A 16,841-nucleotide genomic window follows, 5' to 3' on the forward strand; every position below is an offset into this window, starting at 1 on the left:
AAGCCCGACCGTCGGGGTCGGGCGCCAGAACAGCTGAATTACTCGGCCAGGTCCTGCTCCTCGATGGTCAGGTTGTGGTTGGTGAACACGCAGATGTCGCCGGCGATGTTCAGTGCGGTCTCGGCGATTTCGCGAGCCGACAGGTCGGTTTTCTGCAGCAGGGCGCGTGCGGCGGCCTGGGCGTAGGCGCCGCCGGAACCCATGGCGATCAGGCCGTCTTCGGGTTCGACGACGTCACCGTTGCCGGTGATGATCAAGGAGGCGTCCTTGTTGGCCACGGCCAGCATGGCTTCCAGACGGCTCAGCGAGCGGTCGGTACGCCATTCCTTGGCCAGCTCGACGGCGGCGCGAATGAGGTGGCCCTGGTGTTTTTCGAGCTGGCCTTCGAAGCGCTCGAACAGGGTGAAGGCGTCGGCGGTGGCACCGGCGAAGCCGGCGATGACCTGGCCGTGGTACAGGCGACGAACCTTCTTGGCGTTGCCTTTCATCACGGTATTGCCGAGGGAAACCTGGCCGTCGCCGCCCATGACGACTTTGCCGTGGCGACGAACTGAAACGATGGTGGTCAAGGGAGAGTCTCCACGCAGCGAGGCGAAAATGCCTGATGCAGACTCATATGGGGGTGGGGGGAAAGATTTCAACCTTTGCGGCCCCTTCGCCGGCAAGGCCGGCTCCTACCGGTAGGAGCCGGCCTTGCCGGCGAAGGGTTTGACTCAGGCTTCGTGGCTGATGTGCCCGTCAACCAGGGTGTAACGCACCGCACCCGGCAGGCAGTGCCCGATGAACGGGCAGTTTTCGCCCTTGGAGCGCCATTGTTCGCCAGCCACGGTCGAGGCCTGCGGGTCGAACAGCACCAGGTCTGCCGCCGCACCCACCTGCAACTGCCCGGCCGGCAGGCGCAGGGCCGCCGCAGGGCCTGCAGACAAACGCTGCAACAAGGTTGCCAGGTCGAGCAGGCCGTCCTCGACCAGTGTCATCGCCAGCGGCAGCAGCAACTCGACGCTGCTGATGCCCGGTTCGGTGGCACCGAACGGCGCCAGCTTGGCGTCGCGCTCATGCGGCTGGTGATGGCTGGAAATCGCCTGGATCACGCCCCGCTTGACCGCATCACGCAGGCCGTCGCGGTCGGCGCGGGTGCGCAGCGGCGGTTGCACGTGGTACAGGCTGGAGAAGTCGCGCAGCGCCTCGTCGGTGAGGATCAACTGGTATAGCGCCACATCCGCCGTCACCGGCAGGCCGCGGGCCTGGGCCTGTTCGATCAGCTTGGCGCCACGGGCGCTGGTCAGCTGGCTGAAGTGCGCACGCACGCCGGTCTGTTCCACCAGCAGCAGGTCGCGGGCCAGGGCCACGGTCTCGGCGGTTTCCGGAATGCCCGGCAGGCCGAGGAAACTGGCCATCGCGCCCTCGTGGGCGAGGCCGCCCTGGGCCAGGTCGCGGTCCTGGGAATGGAAGATCACCGTCAGGTCGAAGGTGGCCGCGTAGTCCAGCGCGCGGGCCAGGGTGCGGGTGTTGGTGAAGCTGTTCAGGCCGTTGCCGAAGGCCACGCAGCCGGCATCGCGCAGGGCGATCAGCTCGGCCAGTTGCTCGCCTTCCAGGCCCTTGCTCAAAGCGCCGATCGGGTACACCTTGCTGTGCCCGGCTTCACGGGCGCGGTCCAGGATCAGCTCGGTGACTGCCGAGGTGTCGAGCACCGGCCGGGTCTGCGGCGGGCAGCACAGGCTGGTCACGCCACCGGCGGCGGCGGCGCGGGTTTCGCTGGCGATGCTGCCCTTGCGGCTGTAGCCGGGCTCGCGCAGGGCAACGCTCAGGTCGACCAGGCCGGGCGCGGCCACCAGGCCGGTGGCGTCCAGGGTACGGGCGGGCTTGAAGCCGGCCGGGGCAGCGCCGATGGCGACGATCTTGCCGGCGTCGATGTGCAGGTCGCCGACCTGGTCCAGGCCGCTGGTTGGGTCGATGACACGGGCGCCGAGGATACTCAGGCTCACTGGGCGTTCTCCTGCTCGAATTGACGTTGCGCGGTCTGCCCGCTCATGGCCATGGACAACACCGCCATGCGCACGGCGATGCCGTAGGTGACCTGGTTGAGGATCACCGAGTGGGCGCCGTCGGCCACGGCCGACTCGATTTCCACGCCACGGTTGATCGGCCCGGGGTGCATCACGATGGCATCGGGCTTGGCCCCGGCCAGGCGTGCGGTGGTCAGGCCGAACAGACGGTAGAACTCGCCCTCGCTGGGCAGCAGGCCGCCGGTCATGCGCTCACGCTGCAGGCGCAGCATGATCACCACGTCGACGTCCTTCAGGCCTTGCTCCAGGTCGGTGTAGACCTTCACGCCGTACTGTTCGATGCCGATCGGCAGCAGGGTCTTGGGGCCGATCACGCGGATGTCCGGGCAACCCAGGGTTTTCAGCGCGAGCATGTTCGAGCGCGCCACCCGCGAGTGCAGGATGTCGCCGACGATGGCCACCGAGAGGTTCTCGAAGCCGCCCTTGTGGCGACGAATGGTCAGCATGTCGAGCATGCCCTGGGTGGGGTGCGCGTGGCGCCCGTCGCCACCGTTGATGATCGCCACCTCCGGGCACACGTGCTCGGCGATGAAGTGCGCGGCGCCCGAGTCGGCGTGGCGCACCACGAACATGTCGGCGGCCATGGCTTCAAGGTTGCGCAGGGTGTCGAACAGGGTCTCGCCCTTGCTGGTGGAGGAGGTCGACACGTTCAGCGTGATCACGTCGGCCGACAGCCGCTGGGCGGCCAGTTCGAAGGTGGTGCGGGTACGCGTGGAGTTCTCGAAGAACACGTTGCACACGGTCTTGCCGCGCAGCAGCGGGACTTTCTTGACCGCACGCGCGCCGACTTCGAGAAACGAGTCGGCCGTGTCGAGAATTTCGGTCAGCAGTTCGCGGGGCAAACCGTCGAGCGAGAGGAAGTGGCGCAGCTGGCCCTGGTCATTGAGCTGCAGCGGGCGCTTGGCGTCGATTGGCGTCATCGCGGGGGACTCTTAAAGGGCGGAAGCGGAAGCGAGGTCCTGGCGCTCGAGTTCGAGCGGCGCGGGGCCGGACAATTTTACCCGTTCATGGGCTTGCAGCGACAGGGTGGCGCCCACCACGTTTGGCCGGATCGGCAGTTCGCCGGCATCCAGGTCCAGCAGACACACCAGGGTCACGCTGGCCGGGCGGCCATAGTCGAACAGTTCGTTGAGGGCGGCGCGGATGGTGCGCCCGCTCATCAGCACGTCGTCCACCAGTACCAGGTGCTGGCCTTCGATCTCGAACGGCAGCTCGGACGGGCGCACCTGCGGGTGCAGGCCGTTCTGGCTGAAGTCGTCGCGGTAGAACGACACGTCGAGGGTGCCCAGCGGCGAATCGCTGCCCAGCTCGGCCAGCAGCGCCTGGGCCACCCATACGCCGCCGGTGCGGATGCCGATGAAGCGCGGTTCGGCGATGGCGCGGCGTTGCAGGTGGGCGCGAAGGTCAACGGCCATCTGCCGGATCAGTTCGGCGGGGTTGGGTAGGCTCATGCTTGCTCCTCAAGAGGCCGGGGCAGAGAGCTGGCCCGGCGTGTAACCGATGGTCGGGTTCAGGCCTGTTCGGCGTGGGCGTCGAGCCAGCCTTGCAGCAGCAGGGCGGCGGCAATCGCGTCCACCGGGTTGTCGCGGTAGCTGCCACGCTGGCCGCCACGGGCCATGCGTTCGCCCTTGGCCTCGAAGGTGGTCAGGCGCTCGTCGTGGGTGTAGGCCGGCACGTTGAAGCGGCCGTTCAGGCGTCGGGCGAATTTCTCGGCGCGCGCGCTCATTTCGCTGGGCGTGCCGTCCATGTTCAGCGGCAGGCCGACGACTACCGCGTCGGGTTGCCATTCCTTGAACAGTTTTTCCACCTGGGCCCAGTCGGGTGCGCCGTTCTGCGCCTTCAGGGTGCACAGCTCGCGGGCCTGGCCGGTGATCACCTGGCCGACGGCGACGCCGATCTGCTTGGTGCCGTAGTCGAAGCCCAGCAGCAGTTTGAGCGCCGCCATCAGGCGTGCCCCGCCTGGCTGGTGAGCAGGCTGAGGTTGATGCCCAGGCTGGCTGCGGCGGCTTCGAGGCGTTGCTCGCAGGCCATGCCGAAGATGATCTCGGGGTCGAACGGGCAGTTGAGCCAGGCGTTGTCGGCCAGTTCCGCTTCCAGCTGCCCGGCTTCCCAGCCGGCGTAGCCCAGGGTAATCAGGCTCTGCGCCGGGCCCACGCCGTCGGCGATGGCGAACAGCACGTCCTGCGAGGTCGACAGGGCCAGCCCGTCGAGCTGGACGGTGGCCTGGAAGGTCTTGTCGTTGGTGTGCAGCACAAAACCGCGGTCGGTCTGTACCGGGCCGCCGATATGGATAGGCACGTGGATGCAGCGTGCCGGCGGCTCGGTGTCCGGGCGCAGCTGCTCGAGGATATCGGCCAGGTTCAGCTCCTGCGGCCGATTGACCACCAGCCCCATGGCACCGTTGGCATTGTGCTCGACGATGTAGGTCAGGGTGTGGGCAAAGTTCGGGTCGGCCATGTGCGGCATGGCAATCAGGAACTGATGCTTGAGGTAACTCGGGCTGAGGTTTTTCATGGGGGTTAGTGTGGCGGCGAGCGGCCACGCTGACAAGGTGCGTGTCGAGCCTGCGGGCCGATTATGCCTGTTTCTTGGCGGTGCTAATCGGCACGGGCTGCTGTGTGAGGCGCTAGTTAGGTGACCCTGCGGTTGCTGATGTCGCGGCACTGCGCTGCTTTTTGAAGCTGGTACATTTTTTTCGCGGCGACCTACAACTGGTAACTGTGTCAGGTGACAGGTGGTTTGGATCAATTCATAGTCTCACCGCAAACCGAGCATTTGGCTTATCTAAAGGAGAAGTGCAATGATCACTCGGATGTCTATCACCGATGCAATCGGAAATTCCTTTACTAGTGAGGTAACGCTTACAGGACGCGGTGACCCCGATCGCGCTTATCTGGTCTGTGTCAGCGGGACCGGAGAATACTGCGGCAAGGGTACGACGTACGAGAATGGGTGTTTCACAATTACCTTCAAGCCACCTGGCCCAAACCCTCACCATGGCTACCAATTTACAGTTAGGCACCTTGAAGACGATGGCACAGTAGGCAACAACCTGAACTGGTCTACTGCCGTCAACAACCCACTCGAAGGTTAATGATCTGACATGGCGAGTTGAAACTCTTCTCACTGTCTAGCAGTTGAGGCATGCCTCGCAGTTATTGTAAGTGCTGGTCCTGCTTCAATTGCGCGACAACATTTTTTGTTGGCCAGCTTCGGTAGTTTTGATTACGAACACTCGTACTTACAGGTGTTACTTGAGCCGCTTGACGACGTCAGGCGAGTACACCTTCGGCGATCAGTTGCTCGACAACCGATCCCCACGGGCGAAGCGCCACGTTCGAACAATTTCCAGCCGATCGATATCCGACAGGTCCCCGGTGAACGGCGCAAACGGCGCCGCCAGCCTCACGATGCGCTGCGCCGCCTGGTCCAGCAGCGGCTGCCCGGAAGATTCGAGCACCAGCACCTCGTACAGCGAACCGTCATGGTTGATCGACACCAACAGGCGCAAACTGCCGTAGATCTGCTGGCGGCGGGCCTCGTCCGGGTAGTTGAGGTTGCCGATGCGCTCGACCTTCTTGCGCCATTCATCCTTGTACCAGGCGCCCTTGTCGCGCATGGTCGAGGCCGCGCTCAGGCGGTGGATGCGCGGGCGCTTGGCGTACAGCTGCTGTTCGTTGGCCAGCTCCGCCTCGAGGCTGGCGATCTGGCTGGACAGGTCGGCGCTGTCGAACGTCGGCGTGGCCGCCTTGGGTTGCACCTTGGGCTGCTGCTCCTTGGGGCGGGTCTCGACCTTCTGCGGCTTGGGCCTGGTGGTGGCCACCACTGCCTTGGGCGGGGCCGGCTGGGGCGCCACTTCGGGCTTCGCGGCCGGTGGCGGCGTCACCTTGTTGATCTTGCTGTCCTGGAACGGGGCAATCTCGGTGGTCTTGGGCACCGCCTTCTTGTCCAGCGTGCCGCTGCCCTGCTGGTTGTCCTGCGCCAGGTAATCGGCCTTCTTCGGCGGTGCCTCGCTCTTGAAGGTGGCCAGGGTGATTTCCATGGTGCGGCGGATTTCTTCAGGCTTGGCGAAGGTAAACCCCAGGCCCAGGATCAGCGCCAGGTGCAGCAGTGCCGCCAGGAACAGGGTAAAGCCCAGCCGGTCCGCCGCGCGGACACGGGGCGGGGCAAAATCGGCAGGAAGGTCGGCAGGAAGCGTCATCGATTATCCAGCAGCCGGGGCAGGGCCGGCGCAGCGGGGTGCCAGTCGAGAATGGACCGGCATGATACCCCACAACGCGCGCCCGCCACTTGTCGGCGGTCAGCGTGCCTTGAGCTTGCGATCAATGGCGTCCATCAACTGCGCGCCGATCTGCGTGCCGTAGGCGTTGTCGATTTCGCGGATGCAGGTGGGGCTGGTCACGTTGATTTCGGTCAGGTGCTCGCCGATCACGTCCAGGCCGACGAACAGCAGGCCCTTCTCGCGCAGGGTCGGGCCCACCTGGGCGGCGATCCAGCGGTCGCGCTCGGTCAGCTCGCGGGCCTCGCCACGACCGCCGGCGGCCAGGTTGCCGCGGGTTTCGCCGCTGGCCGGGATGCGCGCCAGGCAGTATGGCACCGGTTCGCCGTCGATCATCAGAATGCGCTTGTCGCCGTCCTTGATCGCCGGCAGGTAGGCCTGGGCCATGATCTGCTGGGTGCCCAGGGCGGTCAGGGTCTCGAGGATCACCGACAGGTTGGGGTCGCCCACGCGGTGGCGGAAGATCGAGGTGCCGCCCATGCCGTCCAGCGGCTTGAGGATCACGTCGCCGTGCTTGGCGGCGAATTCGCGGATGATGTCCGGGCGCCGGCTCACCAGGGTTGGCGGCGTGCACTGCGGGAACAGCGTGGCGAACAGCTTCTCGTTGCAGTCGCGCAGGCTCTGCGGACGATTGACCACCAGCACCCCGGCGGCCTCGGCCTGCTCCAGCAGGTAGGTGCTGTAGACGAACTCCATGTCGAAGGGCGGGTCCTTGCGCATCAGGATCACGTCCAGCTCGCTCAGCGCGGCGTCGGTCTCGGCCTCCAGCTCGAACCAGTGCTCGGGGTCGGCGAACACCTTGAGCGGGCGCATGCGGGCACGGGCCACGCCTTCGCTCTGGTACAGGTCGTGCTGCTCCATGTAGAACAGCGACCAGCCACGGGCCTGGGCGGCCAGCAACATGGCCAGCGAGCTGTCCTTCTTGTAGGAGATCTGCGCGATGGGGTCCATGACAATCCCGAGGCGAACGCTCATGGGGTATTTCCTCTCGGCGGCGTGCTGCCGCAGTGGCTCGAATTGAAGTGCGTCAGGGTGGCGCCCGGCGGGCTGGCGGTCAAGGGGAAACGTCAGCCGGCAGGCATCGGCGCAGGGCGCGGCGAGGCTCGATGGAATGCACCCCCAGAGTGTGCTAAAAAGGCCTGGCACGTGGCCTGCAAGGCCCTTCCAGGCGATGGTAGAGCAATTATGGTACAGCCCGACACGGCGTTGAAGGTGATGGTGATCGACGACTCCAAGACGATTCGCAGCACTGCCGAAAAGCTGCTGGGCGAAGCCGGTTGCGAAGTCGTCACCGCAGTCGACGGTTTCGACGCCCTGGGCAAGATCGTCGACCACACCCCGGGGATCATCTTCGTCGATGTGCTGATGCCGCGCCTCGATGGCTACCAGACCTGCCTGCTGATCAAGCAGAACAGCGCGTTCAAGGACATCCCGGTGATCATGCTGTCGTCGCGCGACGGCCTGTTCGACAAGGCGCTCAGCCGCCAGGTGGGCTCTGATCAATTTCTGACCAAACCTTTCAGCAAGGAAGAACTGCTGGATGCGATCCGCGCCCATGTGCCGGGTTTCGCCGCAGAAGAACAACCCGCACCCTGACGCCGCCGCCCTCCTGGCCGCGGCGTCATGCCTTTATTGGGGAACAGCATGGCCCGAGTTCTGATCGTCGACGATTCGCCGACCGAAATGTACAAACTGACCGGAATGCTCGAAAAGCACGGGCACCAGGTGCTCAAGGCCGAGAACGGCGCCGATGGCGTGGCCCTGGCCCGCCAGGAAAAGCCCGATGCGGTGCTGATGGACATCGTGATGCCCGGCATGAACGGTTTCCAGGCGACCCGTCAGTTGAGCAAGGACGACGTCACCAAGGGCATCCCGGTGATCATCGTCACCACCAAGGACCAGGAAACCGACAAGGTCTGGGGCCAGCGCCAGGGCGCCAGCGACTACCTGACCAAGCCGGTGGACGAAGACACCCTGATCCAGGTCCTGAACAAAGTTCTCAAGGCTTGACCACGCGGCGCATGGGCGAATCGCTGACCGCCTTCGAGCTGTTGCTCGAAATCGACCGGCGCTGTCGCCTGCTGGCGGCCGACCTGCCATTGCAGGAAACCCGCCTGCAGACCTGGAGCGGCATCGGCTTTCGCATGGCCGAACACTGGTTCGTGGCGCCCATGGGCGAGGTCGCCGAGGTGCTGCAGGAACCCCGGCTCAGCCGCATTCCCGGGGTCAAGCCATGGGTGGCGGGGGTGGCCAACCTGCGCGGGCGGCTGTTGCCGGTGATGGACCTGTGCGGTTTTCTCGGCCTGGGCCTGTCGGTGGTGCGCAAGCAGCGGCGGGTGCTGGTGCTGGACCACGAGGAGCTGTTCGCCGGGCTGCTGGTGGACGAAGTGGTGGGCCTGCAGCACTTTGCCCTGCACGGCCTGGAGCTGTCGCCGCCGGCGCCGCTGCTGCCGGCTGCGGCCCCCTTCGTGCAGGGGCACTTTCAGCGCGAGCACTGCTGGGGCATTTTCAGCCCCTTCGCCCTGGCCCAGGCGCCAGGCTTTCTCGATGTGGCGTTGTAAAGGGATGCCAGACCTGTGACCAAGTTCAAGACCCGCCCCTCGGTACAAGGCTCGCGCAGCAGCGCGCAGATCGCCGCACTCTTCATCGTGCTGATCCTGTCGATCATTCTGCTGTTCGCCAACTTCGCCTACCTCAATACCCAGGCCAACTACGACAAGCAGTACATCGGCCATGCCGGCGAGCTGCGCGTGCTGTCCCAGCGCATCGCCAAGAACGCCACCGAGGCCGCTGCCGGCAAGGCCGTGGCGTTCAAGCTGCTCAACGATGCGCGCAACGATTTCGAACAGCGCTGGGGTTACCTGAAAAAAGGCGACCCGGCCACCGGCCTGCCGTCGGCCCCGGTGGCGGTACGCGGCGAGATGGATGCAGTGCAACGCGACTGGGAGAGCCTGCGCAAGAGCACCGACGCGATCCTGGCCAGCGAGCAGACCGTGCTGTCGCTGCACCAGGTGGCCGCGACCCTGGCCGAGACCGTGCCGCAGTTGCAGGTCGAGTACGAAAAGGTGGTGGAGATCCTGCTGCAAAGTGGCGCCCCCGCCAGCCAGGTGGCGGTGGCCCAGCGCCAGTCACTGCTGGCCGAGCGCATCCTGGGCTCGGTCAACACCGTGCTGGCCGGCGACGACACCGCGGTGCAGGCCGCCGATGCCTTCGGCCGCGATGCCAGCCGCTTCGGCCAGGTGCTCGACGGCATGCTCGGCGGCGCGCCCTCGATCCAGGTCACCCGCGTCCAGGACCCGGATGCCCGTGCGCGCCTGGCCGAGATCGCCGAGCTGTTCCAGTTTGTCGCAGGCTCCGTCGACGAGATTCTTGAAACCTCGCCCGAGCTGTTTCGCGTGCGCGAGGCGGCCGGCAGCATCTTCAGCCTGTCGCAGACATTGCTCGACGAAGCCTCGCACCTGGCCAACGGCTTCGAGAACCTGGCCTCCGGGCGCACCCTGGATACCGTCGGCGGCTACGTGCTGGGCCTGCTGGCGCTGGCCTCGATCATCCTGATCGGACTGGTGATGGTGCGCGAAACCAATCGCCAGCTCAGCGAAACCGCCGAAACCAACGAACGCAACCAGCAGGCGATCATGCGCCTGCTCAACGAGATCCAGGAACTGGCCGACGGCAACCTGACCGTCACCGCCTCGGTCACCGAGGACTTCACCGGGGCCATCGCCGACTCCATCAACTATTCCATCGACCAGTTGCGCGACCTGGTGGCGACCATCAACCTCAGCGCCGAGGAAGTCGCCAGCGCGGTGCAGGAGACCCAGACCACCGCACACCTGCTGGCCAAGGCCTCCGAGCACCAGGCCCAGCAGATCACCGATGCATCGATTGCGGTGGGCGACATGGCCGAGTCCATCGACCGGGTGTCGGGGCACGCCTACGAGTCGGCCAAGGTGGCCGAGCGCTCGGTGGCCATTGCCAACAAGGGCAACGAGGTGGTGCACAACACCATCAACGGCATGGACAACATCCGCGAGCAGATCCAGGACACTGCCAAGCGCATCAAGCGCCTGGGCGAGTCGTCCCAGGAAATCGGCGACATCGTCAGCCTGATCGACGACATTGCCGACCAGACCAACATCCTCGCCCTCAACGCGGCGATCCAGGCGTCGATGGCCGGCGAGGCCGGGCGCGGCTTTGCGGTGGTGGCCGACGAGGTGCAGCGCCTGGCCGAGCGCTCATCCTCGGCCACGCGCCAGATCGAGGCGCTGGTGCGCGCGATCCAGGCCGACACCAACGAGGCGGTCATCTCCATGGAGCAGACCACCGCCGAAGTGGTGCGCGGGGCGCGTCTGGCGCAGGATGCCGGGGTGGCGCTGGCCGAGATCGAGGGGGTGTCGCAGACCCTGGCCGAACTGATCCACAGCATTTCCGATGCCGCGCAGTTGCAGACCTCCTCGGCCGGGCAGATCTCCCACACCATGGCGGTGATCCAGCAGATCACCTCGCAGACCTCGTCCGGCTCGACCGCCACCGCCGAGAGCATCGGCAACCTGGCGCGCATGGCCAGCGAGATGCGCCGTTCGGTGTCGGGCTTCACCTTGCCGCCAACCACGGAGCCGCGCTGACCGGCGCGTGGGACTTTATGGCTACTAAAGTGCGTATCGCCGAGCGCCACGACAAGGTGGCCCTGGCCTGGGTCAAGGGCCCCATCGACGACTGCCTGGCCCAGGCCCGCCAGGCGCTGGAGCAGTTTGCCGGCGACGCTGGCGACAGCCAGGTACTGGAGCGTTTCGACGCGCCGCTGCGCCAGGTGCGCGGCTGCCTGCAGATGCTCGAGCTGGAAGGTGCGGCCTTGCTGACCCGCGAAATGCAACAGCTGGCCCAGGCCCTGGGCGAAGGCCGCGTGGCCTCTCGCGGTGACGCGCTGGGCGCGTTGTTCCGGGCGCTGGAGCAGTTGCCGCAGTACCTGCAACGCCTGCGCGGCGCCCGGCACGAGCTGCCGTTGCTGGTGCTGCCACTGCTCAACCCGTTGCGTGCCGCGCGTGGCGCGCCGGCGCTGGCCCAGGCCAGCCTGCCGGGCGAGCAGACCGTCGCCGAGCCCGCTGCGGGGCTAGGCCTGAGCCTCGGCGCGCTGCGTGACCCGCTTGAGGCGGTGCCGGGGCGCGATGCGATGCGTTCGGTGGTGCTGGCAGTGCGCGAAGACCTGGTGCGCATCAAGGAGCAACTGGACCTGTTCGTGCGCAGCGACCGCCAGCAGGTCGAGGCGCTGGCCCCGCTGCTGGCGCCGTTGCGCCAGATCGCCGATACCCTGGCGGTGCTCGGCTTCGGCCAGCCGCGCCGGGTGATCATCGACCAGGTGACGGTGCTTCAGGCCCTGGCCCAGGGCCAGCGGGTGCCCGAGGATGCGCTGCTGATGGATGTTGCCGGGGCGCTGCTGTATGTCGAGGCGACCCTGGGCGGCATGGTGGGCTCGATCGAGTCGGTCAGCCAGGCCAGCGTACCCGGCACCGACCTGGACGACATTCGCCGACTGGTGCTGGACGAGGCCCACGGCGTGCTGCTGCAAGCCAAGGACCTGATCGCCGATTGCCTGGAGGCCGGCTGGGATCGCCTGCGCCTGCAACCGCTGCCGGGGCTGTTCACGCAGATCCGCGGGGCGCTGGCGATGCTCATGCTGCCCCGGGCGGCGGCGCTGGTGCGGCGCTGCCATGATTACGTCGAGACCCACCTGCTGTACGCCGAGCGGCTGCCGGACAACGCCGCGCTGGATCACCTGGCCGATGCCCTGTGCAGCCTGGAGCTGTACCTGCAATGGCGTGCCATCGACCCCCAGGCCGACCTGGACGAATGGCTCGAGCGCACCCAGCAGGCCCTGGCCGCACTGGGGTTCCCGAGCCTGCCGCCGGCCCCGCCGGCACCCGCGCCTGCGCCCGAGATGCACGAGGCGCCGCTGGACGACGAGCTGCGCGAGGTGTTCCTGGAGGAAGCCGAGGAGGTGCTGCAGCAATTGCAGCAGCACTGGGCGATATGGCGGGGCAACCCGGCGGCACGTGACGCGCTGGTGGAAATGCGCCGCGCCTTCCACACCCTCAAGGGCAGCGGCCGCATGGTGCGCGCCCAGGTGCTGGCCGAGCTTGCCTGGGCCGCCGAGCACCTGCTCAACCGCATGCTCGAAGGCCGCGTCGAAGCCAGCGGCGATGTGCTGGCCGGGCTCGAGCAGAGCATTGCGCTGCTGACGCCGTTGCTGGACGAATTCGCCCAGGCCCAGGCTCTGCCCCATGCCGAGGTCGAGCGCCTGGCCACGCGCCTGCATGCGCTGGCGATGAACGACCCGCTGGGCGTCACAGCCCCGGAGCCGGCCTTCGACCCGCGCCTGCTGGAGATCTTCCGCAACGAGGCGCAGACCCACCTGGCCAGTGTCGACGAGTTCCTGCAGGCCGCCGAGGTGCAGTTGCCGGTGCCGGTCAGCGACAGCCTGCAACGGGCGCTGCATACCCTCAAGGGCAGCGCCGCGATGGCCGGGGTGGTGCCGATCGCCGAGCTGGCCAGCGCACTGGACCTGCTGGCCCGCGAATTCAAGGCCCACCAGCTGGGCCTGGACCTTGACGAGCTGTACCTGCTGCAGATGGCCGAACCACTTCTGCGCCGCGGTCTGGCACAGCTCGACAGCACCCCGCTGGCACCCATCGGCGGTGCCCGGACCCTCATCGAACAGATCGACCAGGTGGTTGCTGCGCGCCTGCAGGCACTGCGCGATGCGCCGAGCCAGGGCCTGCGGGTCAAGCGCGACCCGCAACTGATCGCCAGCTTCCTGGCCCAGGGCATGGACATCCTGCTGGACGCCGAAACCCTGTTGCAACGCTGGCAGGAGCACCCCGGCGAGCGCCAGGAGCTGACTGCGCTGCTGGATGAACTGACCACCCTGGGGCAGAGCGCGCACCTGGCCGACCTGTGGCAGGTAGACGAACTGTGCGAGGCGCTGCTGGACCTGTACGGCGCGGTGGAGGAGAGCAGCCTGGCGGTCAGCGAGCGCTTCTTCGGCGAGGCGCAACGGGCCCATGAAGCCTTGATCGACATGCTCGACCAGATTGCCGCCGGCCAGGAAGTGGACCCGCAACCGCAACGCCTGCACGCATTGCGCGAGCTGCTCGAACAAGGCCTGGCGCCGGATGCCATGGGCCTGGTGCGCAGCCAGGGCGAGCAGCCCGGGCAGATCGCCGAACTGGGCGATGCCACCCGCGCGCTGCAACGCCAGGCGCACGACAGCGAGGTGGTCGAGCTGTTTCTGGAAGAGGCCCGCGACATCCTCGAAGGGGCCGACCAGGCCCTGGCGCGCTGGGCCGGCGACCCCGACAACGGCTCGGCGCTGTCGTCGCTGCAGCGCGACCTGCAGACCCTCAAGGGTGGCGCACAGCTGGCGCAGGTGGGGGCGGTCGAGGTGCTGGCCCAGGAGCTGGAATTGCTCTACGAGGGCCTGGTCGATCGCCGTTACCAGCCCGGCAACCTGTTGCCGGGCCTGCTGCGTGAAAGCCATGCGTTGCTCGGGCGTCTGCTCGAGCAGGTGCAGCAGGGACAGGCAACGGAGCTGGTGGTGGAACAGCTGGCAGCCCTGCGCGAGTTCCGTCACACCGCACCGGCGCCCGAGCCCCAAGGCAAGCCGGCGGAGCCCCAGCGTCACGAGGGCGACAAGGAACTGCTGGAGATCTTTCTCGAGGAAGGCTTCGACATCGCCGAAAGTGCCGGTGCCGCGCTGCTGCGCTGGCAGGCCGACCCGCGCAACGGGGTGGAGGTGGAGAACCTGCTGCGCGACCTGCACACCCTCAAGGGCGGTGCGCGCATGGTCGAGATCGCGCCCATCGGCGACCTGGCCCATGAACTGGAATTCCTCTATGAACACCTGGCGGCCGGGCAGCTGCAACCCAGCCCGGCGCTGTTCAGCCTGCTGCAGAACTGCCATGACCGCCTGGCGCACATGCTCGATGCGGTGCGCCTGCACCAGCCGCTGCACGCCGCCACGGCGCTGATCGACTATATCCGCAATTTCAGCAGTGCTGCCCTGAGCGACACCGCCGCCGCAACGCCCGGCGCCGAGGTGGCCCCGGTGGAAGTGGCGGCGCCGAGCCCGGAGCGTGCCCCGGCCGACATGGTCAAGGTAACGGCCGAGCTGCTCGACGACCTGGGCAACCTGGCGGGCGAGAACTCGATCATTCGCGGGCGCATCGAACAGCAGGTGAACGATGCACAGGTGGCCCTGGGCGAGATGGAAACCACGCTCGAGCGCATGCGCGACCAGCTGCGCCGGCTCGATACCGAGACCCAGGGGCGCATCCTCAGCCGCCAGCAGAGCGAAGGCGAGGCGCTGGGCTATGACGACTTCGACCCGTTGGAAATGGACCGTCATTCACAGTTGCAGCAGCTGTCGCGGGCCCTGTTCGAGTCGGCCTCCGATCTGCTGGACCTGAAGGAAACCCTGGCCGTGCGTGCCCATGACGCCTACAGCCTGCTGCAACAGCAGGCGCGGGTGAACAGCGAGTTGCAGGAAGGCCTGACGCGCACCCGCATGGTGCCGTTCGAGCGCCTGGTGCCGCGCCTGCAGCGGGTGGTGCGCCAGGTTGCCAGCGAGCTGGGCAAGCAGGTCGAGCTGGTGGTGGGCAATGCCGAGGGCGAGCTGGACCGCAGCGTGCTCGAACGCATGGTGGCGCCGCTGGAACACATGCTGCGCAACGCCGTCGACCACGGCATGGAAAACCGTGCGGCGCGCCTGGCGGCGGGTAAGCCGGAGCAGGGCACCATCGCCCTCAACCTGCTGCACGAAGGCGCCGATATCGTCATCGAAATGACCGACGATGGCGCCGGCGTGCCGCTGGAGGCGGTGCGGCAAAAGGCGATCAAGCGCGGCCTGCTGGACCCGGCCACCGAACTGAGCGACCACGAGGTGATGCAGTTCATCCTGCGGCCCGGGTTCTCCACTGCCGAGAAGATCACCCAGATTTCCGGGCGTGGCCTGGGCATGGACGTGGTGCACGAAGAGGTCAAGCAACTGGGCGGCTCGATGGTGATCAACTCGGTGCCGGGCAAGGGTGCGCGTTTTCTGATTCGCCTGCCGTTCACCGTGTCGGTCAATCGCGCACTGATGGTGAACTACGGCGAAGAACAGTACGCGGTGCCGCTGAACACCATCGAGGGCGTGGTCCGTGTACCGCCGGCCGAGCTCGAGGCCTGCTACCAGCTGGACCCGCCGTGCTACCGCTACGCCGGCCACCGCTATGAACTGCGCTACCTCGGCGAACTGCTGCAGGGCGAGGTGCAGCCGCGCCTGCTGGGGCAGAGCCTGCCGCTGCCGGTACTGCTGGTGCAGGCCCACGACCAGCAGTTCGCCGTGCAGGTGGACAGCCTGGCGGCCAGCCGTGAAATCGTGGTCAAGAGCCTTGGCCCGCAGTTTGCCGCAGTGCACGGGCTGGCCGGGGCGACCCTGCTGGGCGATGGCCGCGTGGTACTGATTCTCGACCTGCTGGCGCAACTGCGTGCGCTGCACCTGCAGTTGTCCAAGGTGGCACAGGGCGCCGCACGCCTGCGCCTGGAGCACCCTGGCAATGCCGCCGCACGTCCGTTGCTGGTGCTGGTGGTGGACGATTCGGTCACGGTGCGCAAGGTGACCGGGCGCCTGCTGGAGCGCCATGGCATGAACGTGCTGACGGCCAAGGATGGGGTCGATGCCATGAGTGTACTGGCCGAGCACCGTCCCGACATCCTGCTGCTGGACATCGAGATGCCACGCATGGACGGCTTCGAGGTGGCCACCCAGGTGCGCCAGGACCCGCACCTGAAGGACCTGCCGATCATCATGATCACCTCGCGCACCGGCCAGAAGCACCGCGACCGGGCCATGGCCATTGGCGTCAACGACTACCTGGGCAAGCCCTACCAGGAGTCGGTGCTGCTGCAGAGCATTGCCCGCTGGAGTACCCCGCATGCTTGAACAGACCCCTCGCAACAATCGGCGCAACACCCTCACCGGGCTGTTGCTGCCGTTGAGCGACCGCAGCCTGGTGCTGCCCAACGTGGCGGTGGCCGAGCTGATCGGCTACCAGCCGTGCACGCCCTTGCCGCATCAGCCGGCCTGGTTGCTGGGCTGGATCGACTGGCGCAGCCAGCGCCTGCCGCTGCTGAGCTTCGAGGCGGCCTGCGGTGGCCAGACCCAGGTTGGCGAGCGCGCGCGCATCGTGGTGCTCAATGCCCTGGGCGATACGCCGCGGCGTTTCTTCGCCCTGCTGGTGCAGGGCATACCGCGCACGTGCAAGCTCGACAGCCAGCTCAACTACGTCGATGTGCCGCTGGCGCCGCTGGAGCTGGCGGCGGTGCAGGTGGGCGAGCAGGTGGCGCGGGTACCGGACCTGCCCGGGCTGGAACAGCTGTTGCAGACGGCCGGGGCCTAGTACCAACCGCGTAATGCACTTGATGCCGGGCTTGTGTAGGGTAGAGGAGCGAATCATTCT

At 66.9% G+C, this 16,841-nt stretch carries 14 protein-coding genes; 6 read left to right on the forward strand and 8 right to left on the reverse strand.

Going from position 1 to position 16,841, the window contains the following annotated elements; all coding sequences use genetic code 11:
* Positions 1-38: 38 nt before the first annotated feature.
* The 8 genes from hslV to gshB all read right to left on the reverse strand — a co-directional run bounded on the left by hslV (position 39) and on the right by gshB (position 7,320).
* Entirely contained in the window at positions 39-569 is a 531-nt protein-coding gene (gene hslV, locus KH389_RS01910) for an ATP-dependent protease subunit HslV (protein WP_028945572.1), read from the reverse strand.
* Positions 570-713: 144 nt separating this feature from the next.
* Entirely contained in the window at positions 714-1,985 is a 1,272-nt protein-coding gene (locus KH389_RS01915) for a dihydroorotase (protein WP_043862148.1), read from the reverse strand.
* Entirely contained in the window at positions 1,982-2,986 is a 1,005-nt protein-coding gene (locus KH389_RS01920; RefSeq protein ID WP_043862147.1) for an aspartate carbamoyltransferase catalytic subunit, read from the reverse strand. The genes KH389_RS01915 and KH389_RS01920 overlap by 4 nt, the downstream gene beginning before the upstream one ends.
* A 12-nt stretch (positions 2,987-2,998) precedes the next feature.
* Positions 2,999-3,517, reverse strand: coding sequence for a bifunctional pyr operon transcriptional regulator/uracil phosphoribosyltransferase PyrR (gene pyrR / locus KH389_RS01925; RefSeq protein ID WP_054915766.1), 519 nt, complete (start codon positions 3,515-3,517; stop codon positions 2,999-3,001).
* A 59-nt stretch (positions 3,518-3,576) separates the two neighbouring features.
* Positions 3,577-4,011: a Holliday junction resolvase RuvX gene (gene ruvX / locus KH389_RS01930; protein WP_043862145.1), complete on the reverse strand. Its 435-nt coding sequence runs from the start codon at positions 4,009-4,011 to the stop codon at positions 3,577-3,579.
* The gene (locus KH389_RS01935; RefSeq protein WP_043862144.1) at positions 4,011-4,580 is read right to left on the reverse strand and encodes a YqgE/AlgH family protein; all 570 of its coding nucleotides are present in this window, start codon (positions 4,578-4,580) and stop codon (positions 4,011-4,013) included. Before KH389_RS01935 ends, ruvX begins: the two co-directional genes overlap by 1 nt.
* Positions 4,581-5,361: 781 nt before the next feature.
* The gene (locus KH389_RS01940; protein ID WP_043862143.1) at positions 5,362-6,267 is read right to left on the reverse strand and encodes an energy transducer TonB; all 906 of its coding nucleotides are present in this window, start codon (positions 6,265-6,267) and stop codon (positions 5,362-5,364) included.
* Positions 6,268-6,366: 99 nt separating this feature from the next.
* Complete coding sequence (gshB, locus tag KH389_RS01945) at positions 6,367-7,320, reverse strand: glutathione synthase (protein WP_043862142.1); 954 nt, start codon at positions 7,318-7,320, stop codon at positions 6,367-6,369.
* A gap of 210 nt (positions 7,321-7,530) precedes the next feature.
* On the opposite strand from gshB, the gene pilG reads away from it, so the two are divergent.
* From pilG to KH389_RS01975, 6 genes are read left to right on the forward strand one after another with little or no spacing between them, the layout of a single operon-like run.
* Entirely contained in the window at positions 7,531-7,941 is a 411-nt protein-coding gene (gene pilG / locus KH389_RS01950) for a twitching motility response regulator PilG (RefSeq protein ID WP_043862141.1), read from the forward strand.
* A 48-nt stretch (positions 7,942-7,989) separates the two neighbouring features.
* Complete coding sequence (pilH, locus tag KH389_RS01955; protein WP_043862140.1) at positions 7,990-8,355, forward strand: twitching motility response regulator PilH; 366 nt, start codon at positions 7,990-7,992, stop codon at positions 8,353-8,355.
* Positions 8,352-8,906 (forward strand): chemotaxis protein CheW, encoded by a 555-nt coding sequence (locus tag KH389_RS01960; protein ID WP_078479846.1) that lies wholly within the window; start codon positions 8,352-8,354, stop codon positions 8,904-8,906. Before pilH ends, KH389_RS01960 begins: the two co-directional genes overlap by 4 nt.
* Before the next feature lie 15 nt (positions 8,907-8,921).
* Positions 8,922-10,970, forward strand: a complete 2,049-nt coding sequence (locus KH389_RS01965; RefSeq protein WP_043862138.1) for a methyl-accepting chemotaxis protein — start codon at positions 8,922-8,924, stop codon at positions 10,968-10,970.
* Positions 10,971-10,987: 17 nt separating this feature from the next.
* On the forward strand, positions 10,988-16,324 hold the full coding sequence (locus tag KH389_RS01970) for an Hpt domain-containing protein (RefSeq protein ID WP_420831948.1): 5,337 nt from the start codon (positions 10,988-10,990) through the stop codon (positions 16,322-16,324).
* Positions 16,317-16,781 carry a chemotaxis protein CheW gene (locus tag KH389_RS01975; protein WP_043862137.1) on the forward strand — a complete coding sequence of 155 codons (465 nt, stop codon included), beginning with the start codon at positions 16,317-16,319 and terminating at the stop codon, positions 16,779-16,781. The genes KH389_RS01970 and KH389_RS01975 overlap by 8 nt, the downstream gene beginning before the upstream one ends.
* The last annotated feature ends 60 nt before the right edge of the window (positions 16,782-16,841 follow it).

The sequence above is a fragment of the Pseudomonas qingdaonensis genome, from assembly GCF_018398475.1.
GTDB classification, from domain to species: Bacteria; Pseudomonadota; Gammaproteobacteria; order Pseudomonadales; family Pseudomonadaceae; genus Aquipseudomonas; species Aquipseudomonas palmensis.